A 23476-nucleotide genomic window follows, 5' to 3' on the forward strand; every position below is an offset into this window, starting at 1 on the left:
CGAAAACAATGATGAATAAAATAAAAATTCTTGCAAATATTTTTTCGAAAATTACCGTGTGCGTTCTGCTTGCATCCGCGATCTATATTACTGTGATGTGCGGTCTGGATGCCCAGATCAGTGTCATGATTCTCTGGCAGATTCTTCTGGTTTCCGCTGTATGCTCCATCCCGATTCTGATGTACCCGGATGAGGAAGGAAAAGAAGTATCCAAACAGGGCATGATTGCACGGCAGATCATCTATTTTATCTATGCCAATTGTGCTGTCCTGGGACTTGGCAGAGCGTTCGGATGGTTTTACTTCAGCAAAGCTAAAATGGTCGTGCTGATGGAGGTTTTGATTATTGGAGTTTATGTTACGGTGAATCTGATCGTATATGTAAATGACCATATGGTGGCGGAAAGCATGAACCAGAAACTGGAAGAGATGAGAAAGCGGAAAGATGCATAGAAAAAATAACTTTGGATAGTTAAAGACAGCGTATGCCGGAAGGACATGAAATCGCTGGTATTGTAGAAACAAAAGAAAAAATTTGAAAAATTTCAAAAAATATCGTTGACAAACAGAACAAAGCGTGCTAATATACATATTGTCAGCAGGACGTAAGAACTGCTAGAAAACAGATATGGGGTCTTAGCTCAGCTGGGAGAGCATCTGCCTTACAAGCAGAGGGTCACAGGTTCGAGCCCTGTAGGCCCCATACTTCTAAAAATATAGTATGGCGAGATAGCTCAGTTGGCTAGAGCACGCGGTTCATACCCGCGGTGTCGAGGGTTCGAATCCCCCTCTCGCTACGAAAGAGAGAGCTCCTGCGAAAGCAGGGGCTTTTGTTGTTTTACGTTCGGAGGGGGCTGCCAGTGGCGGGCCCGGCAGATTACAATACCATGGAAAATGACAGGGAGGCGCTTATGAAATTATTCCACTTATCCGATCTCCACATCGGAAAGCGAGTCAATGAATTTTCGATGATCGAGGATCAGAAGTACATTTTGTCGCAGATTCTGCATGCTGCAAAAAGAGAGAGACCAGATGGCGTACTGCTTTCCGGAGATATTTACGACAGTACGATTCCAAGTGCAGAAGCGGTTCAGGTTTTTGACGCGTTTCTGACAGAGCTTTCCACCAATCGGATTCCCACTTTTATCATCAGTGGAAACCATGATTCCGCCGAGCGTCTGGCATTTGGATCCAGCCTGATGGGAAAAAGCGGGATCTATTTTTCAAAGGTATACAATGGAACGATAGAGAAAATTCCGCTGCAGGATGCGTATGGCACGGTGTGGATTCATCTGCTTCCGTTTTTAAGGCCTGCGGTGGTGCGCCATGCCCTGCCGGAGCGTGCGGAAGAAGTAATGTGTACAGCGGATGCAGTTCGGATTGCACTGGAACAGGATCTGGTTGATGAACAGGATCGAAATGTGATTCTGGCCCACCAGTTCGTAACCGGGGCAAAACGATGTGATGCAGAAGAACTGCAGGTTGGCGACTTGGATCAGATTCCGGCAGAATTGTTTGAAAAGTTTGATTATGCTGCACTGGGGCACATCCACAGCCCACAGAAGGTGGAAAGAGACACGGTTCGCTATTGCGGTTCGCCGCTGAAATATTCTTTTTCGGAAGCAGGACAGGAAAAAACGATTACGGTGATCGAATTAAAAGAAAAAGGAACGGTGGAGCTTAGAACAATTCCATTAAAGCCCTTGCACGATCTCAGGAAAATCCGGGGGACGTATCTGGAAGTCACGGCAAAAACATTTTATAAGAACAGCGACTGCGAGGATTACCTTCTGGTGACGTTGACGGATGAAGAAGATGTGCCGGATGGAATGGCAAAACTCCGAACGATCTATCCGAACCTGATGCGCCTGGAGTACGATAACAAAAGAACCCGGTCTGCTGCAGACATTGGCACGGCGGAACGAGTGGAGGAAAAATCAGAACTGGAACTGTTCCGGGAATTTTATGAATTACAGAATAATCAGAGCATGACCGCACAGCAGAAAGCGCTGGTGGAAGAATTGTTACGGGGGATGAAGGCATGAAACCAAAGAAATTAGTCATCAGTGCATTCGGACCGTATGCGGACCGGATGGAACTTGATTTTGACCGGCTGGGCGGCGGTCTGTATCTGATTACGGGGGACACCGGCGCGGGAAAAACAACGATTTTTGATGCCATTACGTTTGCGCTTTACGGGGAAGCGAGCGGTGAAATCCGGAAAGGCGAAATGTTCCGCAGTAAGTATGCAAAACCGGAGGTGCGTACCTTCGTAGAGCTTACGTTTACGTATCAGGGAAAGGACTATACGGTAAAGAGAAACCCGGAATATCTGCGCCCGAAGGACCGCGGACAGGGCATGACGATGGAGAAAGCGAATGCAGAACTGATTTTTCCGGATGAGCGGCAGCCGGTTACGAAAACTTCGGAAGTGACAAAGAAAGTGACAGAACTTCTCGGGCTGGATCAGCGTCAGTTTCGACAGATTGCGATGATTGCGCAGGGAGATTTCCAGAAGCTTCTGCTGACAGGAACAGCGGATCGGAGTGAAATTTTCCGGAAAATGTTTCACACAGAGATTTATCAGGAGCTGCAGAAGCGCCTGCGGGAAGCAGCAAAGGAGCGCTGGAAAATATACGATGAAAAGAAACGCAGCATCAGCCAGTATCTGGACAATGTTGTCTGCCCGGAAGAGGCAGAATGGAAAAAAGAGTTTGACCGGCTGAAGAAAAATAAATTCGACGGCCAGGTTATGCGCGGTATGGAACTGCTTGCACGCTGCATCGAATGGGACGATGAGAAATTAAAGGCGCTGCAAGACGAGCAGAGTACGCTAAATGAAGAGATCGAAAAGAAAAACCAGCTTTTGGGAAAAATAAAAGAGCGACAGACGAGACAAAAAGAGAAAGAGCAGAAAGAAAAAGAATGGGAGACTCTGCTTCCGAAGGAAGAAGAAAAGAAAAAGAGAAGTGAGCAGGCAGAGAAAGAGGCGGAGATTTGTAAGCAGTTGGAAGAGCAGATTCGGGAAGAAAAAGTGTGTCTGGAACTGCTGCGAAAAGTGCAGCAGGAGCAAAGTGCAATGACACAGCTGCAAAAGGAACTGCAGGCAGCAACAGAAGCAAAAGAACAGCTTCAGACAGAGCAGGAGCGTGCAAAAAAAGTCCTGGAACAGAAGAAAGCACGGGAAGAACGTCTCTCTGATGCGGAGGTGAAACTTGCACGGACGGAACAAAAAGAAGCGTATGCCGCAGAGCAGATACAGCAGATGGAAGCATACTGCGAGACAATTGCAGGCGCAGTCAAAGAGGAAACGGCAAACAAAGAAGAGGAAAGCGTTCTTTGTAAAAAAATAAAAGAAACAGAGGAGACAGCGGCCAGGGCAGCCGAAGAGGCAGAAAGGCTGGCCGGGCAGGATCAGGTCTGCGAAAAACTGCTGGATGAAAAGAAAAATCTGGAACAGAAAATCCACACTTTAGAAGAAACGAAAAAACAGCTGGAGAGAACGACGGCTGAAAGGACGCAGATTGCCGCGCAGGTGACACAACTGCGAAAGGAAGAAGAGAACTTACAGGCGGATATCGCGACAACGGCAGAATATCTGGCCGAAAGAGACGGAGCCGCGCTGCTGCAGGAAAAATACCACCAGAAGCTGGAAACGCTGGAAAATCTGCTGGAAAGCTGGGAGCAGGGACGCAAAGAACTGGAAGAAAAGCAAGGTGCATACCAGCGTGAAATCAAAAAGAGAGATGCTTTACGGGAAACATATCAGGCGATGGAATCTTTATTTCTGGATGCACAGGCGGGAATTCTGGCAGAAAAACTGACAGAGGGAGAACCATGCCCGGTCTGCGGCGCTATTCATCATCCGCAGCCTGCCAGACGAGCAGAACATACGCCAGATAAAGAAACGCTGGATCACAAGAAAGAAGAACTTCGGATGCAGGAGGAAGCGGCTGCGGGACAAAGCGAGGCTGCGGGCAGCTGCCGCAGACAGGTAAAGGAAAAACGTGCACAGCTAACGGAATGGCTGTTAAGAGAACTGCCCGAGAGTCAGAAAGAACACGAACAGAAGCGACTTTCACAGATGCCGGATGTTTTATTTCAACAGGAAGCGGTCGAGAAGGCAGAGCAGCTTCGGAAGGAAGAAGAAACACAGAAAGTACGTCAGATGGAATATGCGGAACTGGAAAAAAGACAGACAGAACGGCAGAAAAGACTGGAAAGCATAAAAAAGACCATTGCAGCGGAACAGACACAGCTTGGCCGGGCAGAAGGAACCAAAAGAGCACTGGAAGAACAGTTGGAAAAAGAAATTGCGGAGGCGCAAAAAACGACTGCTTTTATGGAGAAAAAGAATCCTGCGCAAAGAAAGGGTCCGGGGGAGAGCGAGGACAGAAACTCCCTGGCTGATCAGATTGCCCAGGTGATTTCCTTCCGGAAAAACAGACAGAAACAGTGTGAGGGAGAGATTGCTGCCACGCGGGCAAAGGTGAGCCGCCGTGCAGAATGTATCGCACGGCAGAAAAAAGCGGAAGCTGAGCGGAAAGAGGATCATGAGCGGCTGCAGAAGGTGCGGAGCCGTCTTGAAGTACTGCAAAGCGATCGGAAGAGATGGAAGGAACAAGAAGAGAAACTGCTGGAAAATCTGGAAGAGCAGAGAGCGATCTGGGCAGAACAGGATCAGCAGAAAACAGGAGCGAAATCCGAAGGCAGGCCTGGAGATGGGAAGGAGCAGCTGAAGGATCTGGTAAGTGCAGAAACGGTGAAAAAACAGATAAATGAATTTACGGGATCGGAAATCGCAGAAAAACTTGCTGATGCGGAAAGAGAACTGTGGATTCGGTCTGTATGGGAACAGCACTGGCTGAAACAAAAGCGAAAAGAACTGACAGAACAGAAACAATGTATTCTTGCAGAACAGGAGGAACTGAAAAAGATCCGACAGGAAATCCAGGAAGAAACACAGAAAACGGAGCAAAGAGAACAGGAAATTCGCAAAAAAGAGCTGCGGGAAACGGAACAAAAGGCTGAAAGAAAAGCACTGCTGGAAAAGATCCGGGAAAAAGAGGCGCAGCTTGCGGGAAAAGAAGAAACAGAACTTCTGGAACATATTGCAGCCTTGGAAGCACAGAAAGAACGGCTGGAAGAAGCACAGAAAACAGCAAAAGAGGAACTGGATGCCATACAGAAAAAACTGACGGAAGTACAGGCGGCGCTTACGGCGATTCAGGCGTTAGAAACAGCGGATTTACAGGAACAGCCGCTCCCGTCAGAAACAGGATTACAGGAAGATTTAAGGGGACTTTCCGAACAGAAACAGGTTCTGGATCAGCGTTATAACGAGCAGTATCACGCGGCAAATACGAATCAGAACACATATGATGCCATTCGGAATCAGCAAAGTCAGATGCAGACCGTGGAAGAAGAGTACAAATGGGTCAATGCGCTTGCGGATACCGCATGTGGAAATGTGAGCGGAAAGCAAAAGATTGAACTGGAAACGTATGTGCAGATGGCGTATTTTGACCGGATTCTGCGAAAAGCCAATGTGCGTTTCCTGACGATGAGCCAGGGACAGTATGAGCTGAAACGGCAGGAAGACGGCACGAATAAGAAAGAAAAAGCCGGATTGGAACTGAATGTGATTGACCATTATAACGGAACGGAGCGGAGTGTCCGCACGCTCTCCGGCGGCGAATCGTTTCAGGCATCGCTTTCGCTGGCACTTGGCCTGTCAGATGAAATTCAGTCGTATGCAGGAGGAATCCGGTTAGATTCCATGTTTGTGGACGAAGGTTTTGGTTCTCTCGATGAAGAGTCCCTGAATCAGGCGGTGAAAGCACTGGAAGGTCTGGCGGATGGAAACTGTCTGGTCGGAATTATTTCTCATGTGCCCAAGTTAAAAGAGCGGATTGAGAAAAAAATCATTGTGACGAAAAATCGAAGCCGGGATGGTGTAGGAAGCCGGGCAGTGATCGAGTAGACCACAACAGGAGATGATTGGGATTCGAGAGAATTCCTTGTCAGAAAGTACGGAAAATGCTATAATAGATCCGTTAGGCAAAAAAAGTTGAATGAACAGAGCAAATCCGGCGAATCATGCCGGCTGCCATAGAATGGAGGAAACAAATGAAAACATCAGATTTTTATTATGATCTGCCAAAAGAACTGATCGCACAGGATCCATTGGAAGACCGCAGCGCTTCCCGCCTGATGCATCTGGATAAAACGACAGGTGAATATAAGCATGGTCATTTCCGTGATATTCTGCAGTATCTGAAACCAGGCGACTGTCTGGTCATCAATGATACGAAGGTAATTCCGGCGCGTCTTTATGGTTCCAAAGTCGGAACGGATGCGGCAATTGAGATTCTTCTTTTAAAGAGAAAAGAAAACGACATCTGGGAAACGCTGGTAAAACCGGGCAAAAAATGCAAGGTCGGAACCGTAATCTCCTTTGGAGACGGAATTCTGACAGGCGAAGTAGTCGATATCGTGGATGAAGGAAACCGCCTGATCCAGTTCCACTATGAAGGCATTTTTGAAGAAATTCTGGATCAGCTTGGTGAAATGCCGCTGCCGCCATATATCACACATAAACTGCAGGACAAGAACCGTTATCAGACGGTATACGCAAAACACGAAGGCTCCGCAGCAGCTCCGACCGCCGGACTGCATTTTACGAAAGAGCTTTTGCAGCAGGTGCAGGATGCCGGTGTAAAGATCGCCCATGTAACCCTGCATGTCGGCCTTGGCACCTTCCGTCCGGTGAAAGTGGAGGATGTCACCCAGCATCACATGCACTCTGAGTTCTATGTGGTAGAAGAAGATCAGGCAAAACTGATCAACGATACGAAAGCAGCAGGCGGCCGTGTGATCGCAGTCGGAACAACGAGCTGCCGTACTCTGGAGTCGGCAACCGGTGAGGACGGCATTTTAAAAGCCGGAAGCGGCTGGACCGAGATCTTTATCTATCCGGGTTACTGCTTCAAGATGATCGACGGACTGATCACCAATTTCCATCTGCCAGAGTCCACACTGGTGATGCTGGTATCGGCACTGGCTGGAAAAGAGCATATTATGGCAGCTTATGAAGAGGCTGTAAGAGAAAAATACCGCTTTTTCTCCTTCGGCGATGCCATGATGATTGAATAAAAAATTCGTTTATGACAAAAATACGATGCTGAAAGAAAACGACCATATAGGAACACCCGTGAAGCCCTATATGGTCGTTTTTTTCTCTGCGAATCTTCTAAATCTTTCTTTTTCCCTGCCGAAAAACAGAAGATTTTATTAAGGTTTCTGAAAACGAGCGGAACTGGGTTGTGTCAGGGAATGTTTTTGCGTATACTGATACGTGTTTGAGACAAGGGAGGACGGATTTTGAAGAGAGACGAGAGAAGAAAGTTTCCATACTATGGTATCCTGCCGCTAATTCTGACGCTGACAGCGAATTTTATCGCTTATTTTGGAACGCGGCCGTTTACCAGTTCGTGGAAACATTACAATATAGAAACGGTGCTGGACCAGCAGATCCCGGTGATCCCGTGGACGATCGTGATTTATTTTGGCTGTTATCTGGTCTGGATTGTAAATTATCTGATTGCCGCAAGCAGAGAGAAAGAATTTGTCTGGCGGTTCTTTGCAGCAGATGTTCTGGCGCGGCTTGTCTGTATGGCATTTTATCTGCTGCTGCCGACAACGAACGTAAGGCCGTCGATCCCGGAACAGGGATTCTGGAATCAGATGCTTGCCTTGCTCTACCAGATGGATGCGGCGGACAATTTGTTCCCATCGATTCACTGCCTGAACAGCTGGTTCTGCTATATCGCAGTCCGCGGAAGACGGGAGATTCCGCGCTGGTATCAGCGGTTCTCTTTCTGGGCGGCACTTGCCGTGTTTGTCTCTACGCTGACAACAAAGCAGCATGTGATTGCAGATGTGATTGGCGGAGCGCTTCTGGCAGAAGTGACGTGGCAGATCGCGGGACGCACGCATCTTGGTGCATGGTATGGCATGATATTGGAACGAAGGAGGTGGAAACGCCGTGCAGAGTAAGAAAAAAATGATCGTGAATACTGTTTTTCTCGTTGTGATTTTTGCGTTGACGATATACGGTGTTTTCCACGGCGAAGACCTTGGCGCAATGATGGAAGCAATGCGGCGGGCAGATGTGCGGTGGCTGCTGCCGGGACTGTTCTGTGTCGTGTTTTTTATCTGGGGAGAATCGATCATCATCTGGTACATGATGCATTCCTTCCAGATTCCGGTGAAGAAGCGGACATGTTTTCTGTTTTCTTCCGTCGGATTCTTTTTCAGCTGTATCACACCGTCCGCAAGCGGCGGCCAGCCGATGCAGCTTTACTATATGAAAAAGGAGAAAATATCTCTTCCGGTATCAACGGTGATTCTGATGATCGTCACGATCACCTACAAAGCGGTGCTGGTCGTGGTGGGACTTGGGCTTGTTCTGTTCGGACAGGGCTTCCTGCACCGGTATCTGACGGAAATCCTTCCGGTTTTCTATCTGGGAATCGGTCTGAATGTCTTCTGTGTCACAGCCATGCTTATTCTGGTTTTTCATCCGGCGCTTGCGCGGACAATTCTGGTTTTGGGACTGAAAATCGTGGAAAAACTGCATTTGATGAAACGAAAAGAAAGCCGCCTGAAAAAACTGGAAGCTTCCATGGAAGTCTACCAGAATACGGCAGCGTATCTTGGCACCCACAAAATGGTGCTGGTCAATGTCCTTGCGATTACCTTTGCACAGAGGTTTGCTTTATTTGCAGCAACATGGTTTGTATACCGCGCCTTCCATTTATCAGGCATTTCCTTTATCACCATTGTGCTGCTGCAGGCGGTCATTTCCGTATCGGTTGACATGCTGCCGCTTCCGGGAGGAATGGGAATCAGCGAGACACTGTTCCTGAAAATTTTCCCGCCGGTCTTTGGAAGCACGCTGCTTCTTCCGGCAATGGTGCTTTCCAGAGGGCTCGGCTACTACGGGGAACTGCTGGTGAGTGCAGTCTTTACCATCGTCGCACAGCTTACGATCGGGAATACGAAAAGAGAAAAAAGAGGGGGAACTACATATGATAGGGTTCTATGATTATACCGTAATATTAACATATATCAGCTTTGCATCGTCCATCAGCGGCATTTTTCTTGCAACGCGGGGACACTTTAACTGGGCGATTTTTTGTCTTGCTTTTTCCGGACTGTGCGATATGTTCGATGGAAAAATTGCGCGGACGAAGAAAAACAGGACCGAAGATGAAAAGCGGTTCGGCATTCAGATCGATTCGCTCTGCGATGTGGTTTGTTTCGGCGTCTTTCCGATCGTGCTCTGCTATGAGCTTGGCATGACACATTTTTACAGCATTCCGATTCTTGTTTTCTACGGTCTTGCGGGCGTGATCCGTCTGGGATATTTTAACGTGATGGAAGAGAAGCGTCAGAATGAAACTTCGGAGAACCGGAAATATTACCAGGGACTGCCGATTACCTCGATGTCAGTAGCTCTGCCGCTGCTGTTCGTCTTTGCACCGCTCTGCCGCGGATACTTTCTAATCTGGCTGCATCTGCTGGTGCTGGCGGTCGGCGTTCTGTTTATCACGGATTTCCGCTTCCGCAAGCCGACGAATAAAGAGCTTGCTGTGCTGGTAGCGGTCGTTGGAGTGGCTGTGCTCCGCGGACTTCTGATCTGGAAGGGAGGAAGAACGGTTTGAGACTCTGCGCTTATCCTTACCGAAAACAGGGGAAAAATTATCCAAAGCTTGATTTGATCCGCGAGGAAAATGATCTGCAGGACCGTTTTCTACACATGATGTACAGCCATGCCGCCGGAAGAGCCGCGATGCAGCCGCTGGTTCAGTCATTTGTATCTCGTGCGGCAGGCTGCTTTCTGGACAGCCGCTTATCGGTGCCGCTGGTTGCACCGTTTGTAAAGAAAAATCATATTTCACTGAAGGAATGTACCGCAAAGCAGTTTATCTCGTTCAATGATTTCTTTGTGCGGAAGCTGAAAATGGATGCACGTCCGTTTTCCAATGCGCCGCAGGATTTTATCAGCCCGTGTGATGCGCGGCTTACGGTTTATCCGATTCATGAGAACGGGAAGTTTGAGATCAAGAACACAGAATATACGCTGGAACAGCTTCTGCGCGACAGGAAGCTGGCAAAACGGTATGAGGGCGGAACGTTATTTCTGTTTCGGCTTTCCGTGGACGATTATCACCGGTATCTCTTTGTTGATGACGGCGTCTGCTCGACGGAACGGCGGATTGAGGGCGTACTCCACACGGTCAATCCGGCGGCGAATGATTTTTGCCCGATCTATAAAGAAAATACGAGAACCTACACGTTGCTGCAGTCCGCAAATTTCGGCACACTGCTGCAGATGGAGGTCGGCGCGATGATGGTCGGAAAGATTGTCAATGAAAATGCCGGAGCGGCGAGACGTGTACAGCGCGGCGAAGAGAAAGGCTATTTTGCCTTCGGTGGTTCGACAGTGATCGTTCTGGCACAGAAGGGAAGCGCAGTGCCGGAAAAACGGATCTGGAATTATTCGCGGCTTGGAATCGAAACGCGGGTACGGCAGGGAGAAACGGTTGGAACGGCCGGAAGAACAGGGTAAAAGCAAAAAAATGGATTGTGAGGAAATGATCTTCACAATCCATTTTTGTTTAAACGTTTTTTATGCCTGCAGCCGTGCCAGATCCTGGTAGAATGTCGGATACGAGATATCCACACAGCCGGCGCGCAGGATTTCCGTCGGTGTCTCTGCGGCAAGCGAAGCGATTGCAAACGACATCGCAATGCGGTGGTCGAGGCGGCTGTCGATTTGGGCGCCGTGGAACGGTTTTCCGCCCTCAATGATCATGCCGTCGTCCGTGCCTTCCAGGGAAACACCCATCGCGGTGAGTTCGTTTACCATGATATCAAGACGGTTCGATTCTTTGACTTTCAGCTCCTCCGCATTCCGGATCACGGTTGTACCGTTCGCTGTGGCGGCAAGAACCGCGATGATCGGGATTTCATCGATCAGGGTCGGGATCAGTTCGCCCTCGATGACGGTGCCGGAAAGAGACGGCGTATAGCGCACGAGAAGGTCTGCAACCGGTTCTCCGCCGGAGTTCTGCTCATTCAGAAGTGTGATGTCAGCACCCATGGCGCGGCAGACGCGGAGCATACCGTCGCGGGTCGGGTTGATGCCAACATTTTTCAGGAGCACCTCAGAGCCTGGAACTATCAGCGCGGCGGCGATGAAGTAGGCGGCGGAGGAAATATCTCCCGGCACACGGACGAGATTTCCATGGAGATCCGGGTCCGGCAGAACCGATGCGGTCAGCCCTTCGGAGGCAACGTCGGCGCCGAAGAATTTCAGCATCAGCTCCGTATGGTTTCTGGAAAGAGCCGGTTCGGTAACGCTTGTTTTTCCGTCAGCATACAGTCCGGCAAGCAGGACACACGATTTGACCTGTGCGGATGCGACCGGCGAAAGATAGGAGATGGCGTGGAGCGGATGGCTGTTGATTGCAAGCGGCGCACAGCCGTTTTCCGGAATACTGCGGATGGAAGCGCCCATCTGGGTCAGCGGATTGATGATGCGTCCCATCGGCCGTTTCTGAATGGAGGCGTCACCGGTCAGTGTACTGGAAAAGTTCTGGCCGGCAAGAATGCCGGAGATCAGGCGTGTCGTTGTTCCGCTGTTTCCGCAGTCGAGAACGGCGGACGGAGCCGAAAGCCCGTGCAGGCCTTTTCCATGAACGAGGATGCGCTCCGGTGTGTTCTCGATCTCAATGCCCATACTGCGGAAGCAGGAGATGGTGGAGAGACAGTCGGCACCCTGTAAAAAGTTTGTAACTTCTGTGGTTCCCTCTGAAATGGCACCGAACATGACGGCGCGGTGGGAAATGGATTTATCGCCCGGCACGGAGATTTCTCCGCGCAGAGGACGTACTGCTTTCTGGAACTGCATAACGTAACTTCCTCCTGTCAAGATATACGCGCTTTTAATTGCGGATATGAATGGTATAGCCATGGTCTTTTAAGACCTTCCGGGCAAGAATGCCTGCCTGCTCTTCATAAAATTCAATGCGGAGAGCACCCTCTTCGAACTCGCGGTTATGCGTAATGCCGATATTTTTAATACTGATCTGGTTGATGGCAAGAATTGTTGTAACGGCTGCGATTCCGCCGGCTTCATCGAGCAGGTCGCAGTAAACGACGTATTCTTTCTTTGTCGGTCCATAGGAAGAATCTTCCATGGAATTCCGGTATTCGCGGGAACTTTCAAACATATTGTAGAGCTCGTGGCCTTTTTTGTTGTCAACCAGGTATTTTGCCTGGACGAGAAGGCGGATATAGGAATCCAGCACATTCGAGAGCTGCTTCTGGTTTGAGAGACAGATCTGCTGCCATACCTCCGGGGAGGAGGAAGCGATGCGGGTGATGTCCTTGAAGCCGCCTGCAGCAACGGTTTTCATCTGCTCTTCCGGTGTGTCCAGGGATGCGAGTGCATTGACCAGGGTAGCGGCAACGATATGCGGCAGATGACTGACACCTGCGGTGATGTAGTCGTGCTCTTCGTATGTTAAAACCATCGGGATCGCCTTTAAGGACTGGACAAGATCAACGAAAGCGGAAACTGTCGCGATCTCAACATCTGGTCCGGGTGTAATCATATAGTAAGCATTTTCCAGCAGGTAATCGGTGGCGCTGGAATATCCCGTCTTTTCGGAGCCTGCCATCGGATGGCCGCCGATAAACTGGTGCGTCATGCCGAGGGTCTCAACCGCCTGATGGATTTCTCCTTTTACACTTCCGACGTCTGTGATGATACAGCCCGGTTTTGCGATGCCTTTCACGAACGGAAGATAGGAGATGTTGGTGCTGACAGGAGCACATAAGAAGATATAGTCACAGTCGGCAAAGCGGTCGTCCCGTTCTTCCAGCGCGATATCAATCACGCCTTCCTGAATTGCCTCTTCGATCGTCGCTTTGGTGCGGCAGTAGGCCATCAGTTTATACTCCGGATGAACCTTTCTGAGGGTTTTTGCAATGGAGCCGCCGATGAGGCCAAGGCCGATAAAGCCGATACAGATTTTTTCGGATGTATCACACATAATTCAAGTAGTCCTTTCTGACAATTTTCGTAGGTAAATCGTATAAAAGACATTGTAAAGCATCTGAAATCAAATGTCAAAGATTTCTTGCTTTAAAGTGACAAAGTATTTTTGAAAGGCAGCAATTTTGCTTGTTTTGCAAAATCCGGCAGATTCCACAGAAAAGCCAGACAGAAAAGCGGAAGAAAGGCAGAATAACCAGCTAAAATACATATAAAATTTAAAAATTCAGAAATATATTGTGAAATATGAATAATATACTTGCAAAAAAGCAAAAACTTTAGTAGAATAGTGACTATGATAAGAGGAACGGAAGACGTGAATCTTGATAAAAAGCAGAAAGGCGAATAAGAGCGGCCTTGCAATCTGCAAATTTACTTACATGGGAGGTATTACATATGGACGTTTTTAGAACTGACCGAATCAGAAATGTGGTGCTGCTGGGGCACAGCGGCTCCGGAAAGACAAGTCTGACCGAAGCTATGGCTTATCTTTCCGGTATGACAAACCGTCTCGGAAAAGTGACGGACGGAAATACCGTCAGCGATTTTGACAAAGAAGAAATCAAGCGCAAATGCTCTATTTCCACAACGCTTGTCCCGGTCGTATGGGGAAAAAATAAGATCAATGTTCTGGATACTCCTGGAATGTTTGATTTCGTAGGAGAAGCACAGGAAGCCGCTTCCGCAGCAGATGCCGCTGTAATCGTGGTATCCGGAAAGGCCGGCGTGCAGGTCGGAACCCAGAAAGCATGGGAACTCTGCGAGAAATACAATCTTCCGCGTATGATCTTCGTAACGGAAATGGATCAGGACGATGTCAGCTACCGAGAAGTCGTTGAGCAGCTCACCGAACTGTACGGAAAACGAATCGCACCGCTTCATATGCCTCTGCGTGAAAACGGTAAATTTGTAGGATATATCAATATTGTAAAGAACAAAGGCCGCAGATATATCGAAAAAGATAAAAAAGAAGAATGCCCGATTCCGGATTACTCCGTAGAATATCTGGAGAAGTACCGTGAAACCCTGATGGAATCCGTGGCAGAAACAAGTGAAGAGTTTATGGACCGCTACTTTGGCGGAGAAGAGTTCTCGGTAGCAGAGATTTCCGCAGCGCTTGCCATGAACGTAGGAGACGGCACCATCGTTCCGGTATGCATGGGCTCCCCGGTCAATCTGCAGGGCGTATCGAATCTTCTTGATGATATCTGCGGATACTTCCCGGATCCGTCCACCCGTCCGTGTGCCGGCATCAATCTCAATACGAACGAAATTTTCGAGGCAAATTACGACTTCGCGAAACCGAAGAGCGCGACCATTTTCAAGACGATCGTGGATCCGTTCCTTGGAAAATATTCAATGATTAAGGTTTGCTCCGGCGTTATTAAAAGCGATGATGTGCTCTATAATGTAGATCAGGAATCCGAAGAAAAACTGAGCAAGCTGTACGTGCTCGAAGGCTCCAAGCCGATCGAAGTACCGGAGCTTCATGCAGGAGATATCGGTGCCATCGCAAAACTCGGCGATGCAAGAACCGGCGATTCCCTTGCGACAAAGAACAATCAGGTCCGCTACGGAAAACCGGATGTTTCGACTCCGTACACCGCAAAACGATATAAACCGAAGAACAAAGCCGATGTAGATAAGATCTCCCAGGCCTTTGCCAAGATGATGCAGGAAGACCTGACTATGAAGGCAGTCAATGATTCTGCAAACCATCAGACATTGCTGTACGGCATGGGCGACCAGCACATCGATATTATCGTCAGCAAGCTGCTGGAGCGCTACAAAGTAGAAGTAGAGCTGTCCCGTCCGAAGGTAGCCTTCCGCGAGACGATCCGCAAAAATTCGGATGTAGAAGCAAAATACAAAAAACAGTCCGGCGGCCACGGCCAGTACGGTCATGTAAAAATGCGCTTCTCCGCTTCCGGAGATCTCGAGAAACCATACGTTTTCGAGCAGGAAGTTGTCGGCGGCGCCGTTCCGAAGAACTACTTCCCGGCTGTTGAAAAAGGTATCCAGGAAGCCGTACAGAAAGGCCCTCTGGCTGCTTATCCGGTAGTCGGCGTCAAAGCCGTTCTGTATGATGGTTCTTATCATCCGGTAGACTCCTCCGAGATGGCATTCAAGACCGCAGCGATCCAGGCGTTCAAGAAAGGCTTTATGGAAGCATCCCCGGTTCTCCTTGAGCCGATCGTTTCGATGAAGATCACTGTAGACGATAAATACACCGGCGATATCATGGGCGATCTCAACAAACGCCGCGGCCGTGTGCTCGGCATGAATCCGGATCACAAGGGCCATACGATTATCGAGGCTGATGTTCCGGAACTTGAGATCTACGGATACGGCACAACACTCCGCTCCATGACAGGCGGAAGCGGTGATTTCTCCTATGAGTTTGCGAGATATGAGCAGGCTCCGTCCGATATCCAGGCAAAAGAGATTGAGGCAAGAGCTTCGAAGGTTGAAAAAGCAGAAGAATAAAGCTTTATAAAATAGTGTGATAAAACAGAGAAAATCCGGTTTCGGGAGCAGAATTCGCCCGGAAACCGGATTTTTCTGCGGTTTTTGAAGAAAAACGGAGGATATAGGAAAAAATAAATTGTAAAAACAGGGAAAGAGTGATAGAATACAGCTATATGTTCAAATGTGCATGCTGTCCTAGGCGGCGGTGTGAGAAAAAAGAACTTTGAACTTGAACATGCAGGAGGTTACCTATGAGTAAAAGATATGAGCCACAGGACATTGAAAAAAAGTGGCAGAAGATCTGGCAGGATGAAAAAGCCTTTGCCGCCACAGATGATTATACAAAACCGAAATACTACGCACTCGTTGAATTTCCGTATCCGTCAGGACAGGGACTTCACGTAGGCCATCCGCGTCCGTACACTGCACTGGACATTGTAGCCAGAAAGCGCAGAATGCAGGGTTACAACGTTCTGTATCCGATGGGCTGGGATGCATTTGGTCTTCCAACGGAGAACTATGCGATCAAAAACCACATTCATCCGAAGATCGTTACCAAAAACAACGTACATCACTTCAAAGACCAGCTTCAGTCTCTTGGATATTCCTTCGACTGGGACAGAGAGATCAACACGACGGATCCGGAATACTATCACTGGACCCAGTGGATTTTCCTGAAACTTTTCAAAGCCGGACTGGCATATAAAAAAGAGATGCCGATCAACTGGTGTACTTCCTGTAAGGTAGGCCTTGCAAATGAGGAAGTTGTAAACGGCGTGTGCGAGCGCTGCGGAAGCCCGGTTGTCCGCAAAGTAAAAAGCGAGTGGATGCTGAAGATCACCGAGTATGCAGACAAGCTGATTGACGGTCTGGACGGCGTTGACTATATTGAGCGTGTCAAAACTTCCCAGAAAAACTGGATCGGACGTTCCCACGGAGCAGAGGTTGATTTCTCCCTGAAAGATAAACCGGAGAAGCTGACTATCTACACCACACGCCCGGATACCCTGTTCGGTGTTACGTACATGGTACTCTCCCCGGAGCATCCGTACATCGACCAGTACAAAGATGAGATCAAGAACTGGGATGAGGTCTGCGCATACCGTGAGATGGCAGCCAGAAAATCCGATTTCGAGCGTTCCGAGCTTGCAAAAGACAAGACCGGTGTCATGATCGACGGACTTTCCGCAGTCAACCCGGTTAATGGAAAAGAGATCCCGATCTGGATTTCCGATTATGTACTGATGAGCTACGGCACCGGCGCCATCATGGCAGTACCGGCACACGATGAGCGTGACTGGGAGTTCGCAAAGAAATTCAACATGCCGATCATCGAGGTTGTTGCAGGCGGCGACGTACAGAACGAAGTTTACACCGACGTTGCAGAGGGAACTCTTGTCAACTCCGGTTTCCTGAACGGACTTTCCGTTGCGGAAGCAAAAAAGAAAATTCTTGAGTGGCTCGAAGAGAACCACGTTGGAAAAGCAAAAACAAACTATAAGCTGCGTGACTGGGTATTCTCCCGTCAGCGTTACTGGGGTGAGCCGATTCCGATCGTACACTGCGACAAATGCGGTTATGTTCCGGTTCCGGAAGAATCCCTTCCGCTGGAGCTGCCGGATGTAGAGAGCTACATGCCGACCGATAACGGCGAGTCTCCGCTGGCTGCCATGACAGACTGGGTCAACACCACCTGCCCGTGCTGCGGAGGACCTGCAAAACGTGAGACCGATACCATGCCGCAGTGGGCTGGTTCTTCCTGGTATTACATCCGCTATACCGATCCGAAGAACAAAGAGGCTCTGGCAAGCAAAGAAGCTATGAAATACTGGCTGCCGGTTGACTGGTACAACGGAGGAATGGAGCACACCACCCTTCACCTTCTGTATTCCCGTTTCTGGCATAAATTCCTGTACGATCAGGGCGTAGTTACCTGCCCGGAACCGTATCAGAAACGTACTTCCCACGGAATGATCCTCGGCGAGAACGGCGAGAAGATGAGTAAATCCCGTGGAAACGTTGTCAACCCGGATGATATCGTAGCTGAGTTTGGTGCAGATACCCTGCGTACGTACGAGATGTTCATCGGTGCCTTCGACTTAAGCGCATCCTGGTCTCAGGAAGGCGTAAAAGGATGCCGTCGTTTCCTCGAGCGTGTATGGAAACTGCAGGACAGCCTGGTAGACGGAGATTCCTACTCCAAAGAGCTGGAGTCCAAAATGCACCAGACCATCAAGAAAGTATCCAGCGACTATGAGTCCCTGAAATACAACACAGCGATCGCAGCCATGATGACCCTGGTCAACGAGTTCTACAAAGCCGGAAAAGTAACGAGAAAAGAGTTCGAAACCCTTCTGATCCTGCTGAATCCGGTTGCACCGCATATGACCGAGGAACTGTGGGCAGACCTTGGATATGAAGGTCGTCTGTATCAGACCGCATGGCCGGAGTTTGACGAGGAGAAGACCGTAGAGGCAGTAGCCGAGATCGCTGTTCAGATCAACGGCAAAATGCGCGGAACGATCAAAATCGCCAAAGATGCAGATAAAGAGACCGCAATCGCCGCTGCAAAAGAGGCAGTTGCAGACAAACTGACCGGAAACATCGTAAAAGAAATTTACGTACCGGGAAGAATTGTGAATATCGTTCAGAAATAATAATTATGTAAGCTGAAGAAAGGAGGCTGATTCTTGGAAAAAGAGTCAGTCTCCTTTTGCATAAATATTGCTGTTTAGCAAGGAGGGATACAAAATGAATCTTGAAACAATCAGACAGGAAGCGCGTGCCGTCGCAGAGGAGCTGATTACGACAGCGCAGATGAAACCGGGACAGATTCTGGTAGTGGGATGTTCTTCGAGTGAAATTCACAACAGTAAGCTCGGAACGGATTCCAGCCAGGAGATCGGGCAGGCGGTGTTTGAGGCGCTGTGTGCGTGTACGAAGGAGCACGGGCTGTATCTGGCGGCGCAGTGCTGTGAGCATCTGAACCGTGCGGTTGTTCTGGAGCGTGCGGCGGCAGAAAAATATGGTTACGAGCCGGTCTGCGCGGTACCGTGGCTGCATGGCGGCGGATCGTTTGCGATGGCGGCATACTATGGATTGGAGGACGCTGTCACCGTAGAGCGTGTGCAGGCGCATGCAGGTATTGATATCGGTGATGTGCTGATCGGCATGCAGCTGAAGGCAGTAGCCGTTCCGGTCCGGGTATCGCAGAAAACGATCGGAGATGCGCACGTTGTCTGCGCGCGGACGAGACCGAAATACATCGGCGGCGAGCGGACGCATTACGCGGAAGATCCGGAGATGAGAAAGTAAAAAACTGTGATTGGTAAATCAAAAAATGCCGTACAGGCGGAGAAAAATTTCCAACGCTGTACGGCATTTTTGATGTTTGGTTTTACGTTTTATTTCGCTTTTCTCGCTTCCCGTTTTCGCAGGAAGAAAATTTTCTGCTTCCGGTAAAAAGAGGAAATGGAATCCACGAGGATGCTCAAATATCGCAGAACCGGCTCTGTTGCGACAGAGAATACGACCAGCAGCATGATACATTTTCTGGACATATCAGAAATGGCGAACAGCTGGTTCAGATAGGTACTGCAGAAAATGAAGGCAATAATCGAGCCGATCAGGATCGTCCAGCGCATCCAGTTGAGCGGCTTGCTGATCCGGTAGAGAATCATAAAACCGACAATGGCGAGCAGTACGGTGGCAGCGGTCGAAATATCTTCCGAGCCGACCGCAAATTCCTGGCCGAAGACGACGAGTGTTGCGACCATTAAAAAGTCGGTCAGCGCCGCAGGCAGGGCCCGTGTCAGAATGTTCGTGATAAAGTGGCCCTCGATCCGGTTTTTGTTCGGCATTAGCGAGAGCAGGAAGCCTGGAATACCGATCGTAAACATACTGATCAGCGAGATCTGGGACGGCTCCAGCGGATACGTCACCATCGAGATCAGTGAGAAGATGGACAGCAGGAACGAGAAAATGTTCTTTACCAGGAACAGCGTTCCCGAACGCTGCAGGTTGTTGACAACGCGGCGGCCTTCCAGTACGACAGAAGGCATCTTCGAAAAGTCGTTGTCCAGCAGAACGAGCTGTGCAGCCTGTGCGGCAGCGTCACTTCCGGATGCCATCGCAACGGAGCAGTCGGCATCCTTTAATGCGAGCACATCGTTGACACCATCGCCGGTCATCGCAACGGTCTTGCCGTTTTTCTTTAAAGCCTGGACAAACTGGCGTTTTTGGTCTGGTGTGACACGGCCGAACACGGTGTATTTCAGGATTGCTTCTTCGAGCTCTTCCGGTGTCTTTAGAGTGGAAGCATCAATATAATCCTCTGCGTGTGTAATCCCTGCCTGGCGGGCAACCTCAGATACCGTTACCGGAGTATCACCGGAGATGACCTTGACATGGACACCCTGATCTTCGAAGTAGCGGAACGTTTCCGGTGCTTCTTTTCGGATCGGATTGGAGAGAAGCACGTAGCCAAGCGGCGTGACACGGCTGGAGAGTGCTTTTCCATCCGGTACAGTTTCGGATGTGCCGAAGACGAGGAGACGGAATCCCTTTGAGGTATACGCTTCAATTTCACTCTGATAGCGTGCAAAATCATCGCGGAGAACGAACTCCGGGGCACCGAGCACGTAGGAGACATCCGAAAATGTCACACTGGAATACTTGAATTCCGAGGAGAACGAAGTCATCGAAACGGCAGTTCTGCCGTTGTTGTCTTTAAAATATTCTTTCAGTGCCGCCATAGTAATGTTGTCGTTTGACATGGCAGATGCGAAATCACCGACCGCAAGGGAAAGCTCTTCTTTCTGCGGTGCGGGAGCATTTTCGCCGGATTCTGTATCAGGGACTGAACTGGAGCCGACCAGAATCAGGTCATGTACTTTCATATTTGTCTCGGTGATGGTTCCCGTCTTATCGACACAGAGCACGTTGACGCGAGCCAGCGTCTCGATACATTTCATATCATGCACGAGAACCTTCTGCGAAGCCAGCCGCATAACGCTGACGGCAAGGGCAACGCTCGCAAGCAGGTAAAGACCTTCTGGGATCATGCCGAGCACGGCGGCCACCATCGAGGTAATGCTCTCACGGAACGTTTCGTGGGAGACGAAAAACTGCTGACCGAAGAGCAGAAGACCGATCGGAATGATCAGAATGCCGACAACCTTTACCAGCTTGTTGAGGGAGCGGATCATCTCGGACTGTTCGCCCTCTTTCATGGCCTTTGCCTCGAGGGTCAGACGGGAAATGTAGGAATCTTCACCGACCTGGGTCAGACGGCTCTTGCAGCTTCCGGAGACGATAAAACTTCCGGACATCAGTTCGTCGCCCGTGCGCTTGGTAATCTCATCGGATTCACCGGTAAGCAGCGATTCGTTGACCTGTACCTCACCTTCAAGCACGACGGCATCAGCGCAGATCTGTTTTCCTGCGGTAAATACAACAATATCATCGAGTACGAGATCCTCCGCGGCGAGTGTTACCTCAGCCCCGTCACGGATCGCAGTAGCCTTCGGCGCGTTTAAAACAGACAGCTTTTCCAGCGTCTTTTTCGCCTTGATCTCCTGTACAATACCGATCAGCGTGTTCGCGATGATGACCGGCAGAAACGTAAGATCCCGGAACGAACCGGCAAGGATCAGAAAGATGGCAATAATCAGAAAAATCAGGTTGAAATACGTACAGACATTGCTCTTTACGATCTCGGCCGTTGTCTTGGACGGAGGTTCCACCGCGCGGTTGGTCCAGCCGTTCTCGCGGTACTCGGCAACCTGCTCGGCGGAAAGGCCTTCGGAAGGGTCTGCCTCATAGCGCGTCGTTGGAACACGGCGGTGAATGATTTCGGGAATTGTTTTGTTCATAACAGTTATATTCCTCTCCGGCTGTCCTGATAAAGAAGAGACAGCCTCACTGTGGTTTGGTTGAAAAAGATCACGTCTGGAATCTTTTTCCATACTAAGAAGTATACCATAGAGCATCGAAAAAGAAATGAAGGAAGTATTAAATTTTACGAAAAAAAGACTTTTCGCAAAGAGGAACAGATAGGAATGTGCGAAAAGTCTTTTGTATTCTGAATTCAGTCCTGTATTTCCTGAAGATTGCGGATGTTCGGCTCCGCCATCATGGAGTAATTGGTGTAATAAACAACGAAACCCGGTTTGCTTCCGTTTGGTTTGCGCAGGTTTTTCTTTAAGGTGTAGTCGATTTCCACCTTCGGTGCCTGTCTGCCTTTCGAGTAATAGGCGGCGAGAGCAGCGGCCTCTTCGTAGACGGAATCCGGCAGCTCTTTACCGTTCGTCTTTACGATGACATGGCTGCCCGGCTGGCCTTTCGCGTGGAACCACCAGTCGTTGCCGGAGGCGAATTTAAACGAAAGTTCCTCGTTCTGGAAGTTGTTCTTGCCGACATAAATGTCAAAGCCCTCGGAAGAGCGGTAGTGGAACGGATGGGAGGTGATTTTCTGCTTTTTCCCTGTCGGTCCCTTGCGGCGGATGTAGCCGTACTCGATCAGCTCTTCTTTTAACTGCACCAGATCCGCCTCATCGAGCGCAATATCAAGCGCCGTGCTGATGGATTCGAGATGGTCGATTTCCTCTTTCGTCTCGACAAGAAGTTCTTCGAGTGCCTCACGGGTCCGCTTCAGCTTTCCGTAGCGGTCGAAGTATTTTTTCGCATTTTCGCCGGCAGAGAGCGTTCCGTCGAGCGGAATCGTGATTTCCTCGCCGTTATAGTAATTGACGGCTTTCAGCGAAGTATCGCCCGGCTGGCAGCTGTAGCCGTACGTATTTAAAAGCTCACCGTAAATCCGGTATTTTTCCCGCTTGTCGGTGTCTTTTAACTGTTTCTGCTGCAGGTCGTATTTTTTGACATTCCGTTCGAGTGCGGTATTGACGACACGGCGCAGATCGGAAGATTTCTGACGGATGCGGGTGATGCGGTTTTTCATGGCATAGTATGTTTCCAGTACACCGGAGATCGAATCGTATGTTTCCTCCCGCAAATCCTGATACTGCGTCAGTTTCAGTGCGGAAAATTCTTTCGGCTCATCGCCCTGGTATACGATGTTCGGCGTAAATGCGCCGTTTTTGATATCCTCAATCAGATAAGAGAAGGTGCGGAACAGATGAAGCTTTGCATTTTCTTCGAGTGCATTGACCGCAAATCCGCCGTCGATGCCGGCGCGGCAGCAGACTTCCTCCGCCATCAGCGGGCTGAAGCCGGTAAGGGAAGTGTAGATTGCCTTTGCGGCAGCCATCGGTTTCGTGCAGACGAAATCGAAAAATTCTTCTTCTGTGATCGTGAGCGGATCTTTCTTATCCTGCGTGTGCGGAATGAACCAGGTGCGGCCCGGAAGAACCTCACGGACAGAACTCATGTTGGCGGAAATATGTTTGATACTGTCAAGGATCGTATTGTCCTCCTGACAGAAGATCAGGTTGCTGTGTTTTCCCATGATCTCCACAATCAGCTTCTTGCGGCAGATATCGCCGAGTTCGTTCAAATGCTCGAGCTCAAAAATAAGAATACGCTCGAGTCCCGGCTGGGTAACGGAGAGAATGCGGGCGCTGCCGATGTGTTTGCGGAGCAGCATACAGAAATTCGGTGCGGTCATCGGGCCGGGCTTATTGTTGTCCGTCAGGTAGATCAGCGGAAGCGAAGCACTTGCCGAGAGGAGAAGACGGTAAACGGTACGGTTGTTTTTTATTGTAATCATCAGCTCGTCGTTTTCCGGCTGTGCGATCTTGTTGATCTTTCCGCCGACGATGGTCTGATTCAGTTCCTGTGCAATATTTGCAATGGTAATTCCATCAAAAGCCATAGAAAATATCTCCTTTGTTTGAAATTCTGGTATTTTCATTATAATACA

15 protein-coding genes and 2 tRNA genes are annotated in these 23476 nt (G+C 49.4%); 13 read left to right on the plus strand and 4 right to left on the minus strand.

Going from position 1 to position 23476, the window contains the following annotated elements; genetic code table 11:
- Positions 1-8: 8 nt before the first annotated feature.
- The 10 genes from DXD02_RS09750 (at position 9) to DXD02_RS09795 (ending at position 10635) form a co-directional block, all read left to right on the plus strand.
- On the plus strand, positions 9-452 hold the full coding sequence (locus DXD02_RS09750) for a DUF3021 family protein (protein WP_118666779.1): 444 nt from the start codon (positions 9-11) through the stop codon (positions 450-452).
- Between the two features lie 177 nt (positions 453-629).
- Positions 630-702 (plus strand) — tRNA-Val (locus tag DXD02_RS09755).
- A 20-nt stretch (positions 703-722) separates the two neighbouring features.
- Positions 723-796 (plus strand) — tRNA-Met (locus tag DXD02_RS09760).
- A 114-nt stretch (positions 797-910) separates the two neighbouring features.
- Positions 911-2044, plus strand: coding sequence for an exonuclease SbcCD subunit D (locus DXD02_RS09765; RefSeq protein ID WP_118666803.1), 1134 nt, complete (start codon positions 911-913; stop codon positions 2042-2044).
- Positions 2041-5982, plus strand: a complete 3942-nt coding sequence (locus tag DXD02_RS09770) for an AAA family ATPase (protein WP_118666780.1) — start codon at positions 2041-2043, stop codon at positions 5980-5982. The genes DXD02_RS09765 and DXD02_RS09770 overlap by 4 nt, the downstream gene beginning before the upstream one ends.
- Before the next feature lie 146 nt (positions 5983-6128).
- Entirely contained in the window at positions 6129-7154 is a 1026-nt protein-coding gene (gene queA, locus DXD02_RS09775; RefSeq protein ID WP_118666781.1) for a tRNA preQ1(34) S-adenosylmethionine ribosyltransferase-isomerase QueA, read from the plus strand.
- A 228-nt stretch (positions 7155-7382) separates the two neighbouring features.
- Positions 7383-8057, plus strand: a complete 675-nt coding sequence (locus DXD02_RS09780; RefSeq protein WP_022461411.1) for a phosphatase PAP2 family protein — start codon at positions 7383-7385, stop codon at positions 8055-8057.
- Positions 8047-9108, plus strand: coding sequence for a lysylphosphatidylglycerol synthase transmembrane domain-containing protein (locus DXD02_RS09785; RefSeq protein WP_117761566.1), 1062 nt, complete (start codon positions 8047-8049; stop codon positions 9106-9108). Before DXD02_RS09780 ends, DXD02_RS09785 begins: the two co-directional genes overlap by 11 nt.
- Positions 9092-9727, plus strand: a complete 636-nt coding sequence (locus DXD02_RS09790) for a CDP-alcohol phosphatidyltransferase family protein (protein ID WP_117812818.1) — start codon at positions 9092-9094, stop codon at positions 9725-9727. The genes DXD02_RS09785 and DXD02_RS09790 overlap by 17 nt, the downstream gene beginning before the upstream one ends.
- Positions 9724-10635 carry a phosphatidylserine decarboxylase gene (locus DXD02_RS09795; RefSeq protein ID WP_242991173.1) on the plus strand — a complete coding sequence of 304 codons (912 nt, stop codon included), beginning with the start codon at positions 9724-9726 and terminating at the stop codon, positions 10633-10635. The genes DXD02_RS09790 and DXD02_RS09795 overlap by 4 nt, the downstream gene beginning before the upstream one ends.
- A gap of 60 nt (positions 10636-10695) precedes the next feature.
- Here DXD02_RS09795 and aroA read toward each other — a convergent pair whose 3' ends face one another.
- On the minus strand, positions 10696-11979 hold the full coding sequence (gene aroA / locus DXD02_RS09800; RefSeq protein ID WP_117812817.1) for a 3-phosphoshikimate 1-carboxyvinyltransferase: 1284 nt from the start codon (positions 11977-11979) through the stop codon (positions 10696-10698).
- Between the two features lie 34 nt (positions 11980-12013).
- A complete protein-coding gene (locus tag DXD02_RS09805) occupies positions 12014-13126 on the minus strand; it encodes a prephenate dehydrogenase (protein WP_055265977.1) in 1113 nt (370 codons plus the stop codon).
- A gap of 398 nt (positions 13127-13524) precedes the next feature.
- On the opposite strand from DXD02_RS09805, the gene DXD02_RS09810 reads away from it, so the two are divergent.
- The 3 genes from DXD02_RS09810 to DXD02_RS09820 all read left to right on the plus strand — a co-directional run bounded on the left by DXD02_RS09810 (position 13525) and on the right by DXD02_RS09820 (position 18912).
- Positions 13525-15615, plus strand: a complete 2091-nt coding sequence (locus tag DXD02_RS09810) for an elongation factor G (protein WP_022461417.1) — start codon at positions 13525-13527, stop codon at positions 15613-15615.
- A 233-nt stretch (positions 15616-15848) separates the two neighbouring features.
- Positions 15849-18254 carry a leucine--tRNA ligase gene (gene leuS / locus DXD02_RS09815; protein ID WP_022461418.1) on the plus strand — a complete coding sequence of 802 codons (2406 nt, stop codon included), beginning with the start codon at positions 15849-15851 and terminating at the stop codon, positions 18252-18254.
- A gap of 94 nt (positions 18255-18348) precedes the next feature.
- Entirely contained in the window at positions 18349-18912 is a 564-nt protein-coding gene (locus DXD02_RS09820) for a TIGR01440 family protein (protein WP_118666782.1), read from the plus strand.
- A gap of 89 nt (positions 18913-19001) precedes the next feature.
- On the opposite strand, the gene DXD02_RS09825 is transcribed toward DXD02_RS09820, so the two are convergent.
- Together DXD02_RS09825 and DXD02_RS09830 are read right to left on the minus strand one after the other, a co-directional pair.
- The gene (locus DXD02_RS09825) at positions 19002-21470 is read right to left on the minus strand and encodes a cation-translocating P-type ATPase (protein WP_118666783.1); all 2469 of its coding nucleotides are present in this window, start codon (positions 21468-21470) and stop codon (positions 19002-19004) included.
- Positions 21471-21685: 215 nt separating this feature from the next.
- Entirely contained in the window at positions 21686-23428 is a 1743-nt protein-coding gene (locus tag DXD02_RS09830) for an Rqc2 family fibronectin-binding protein (protein WP_055228242.1), read from the minus strand.
- Positions 23429-23476: the final 48 nt, after the last annotated feature.

The sequence above is a fragment of the Blautia sp. TF10-30 genome, from assembly GCF_003481245.1.
Taxonomy (GTDB): domain Bacteria; phylum Bacillota; class Clostridia; order Lachnospirales; family Lachnospiraceae; genus Fusicatenibacter; species Fusicatenibacter saccharivorans.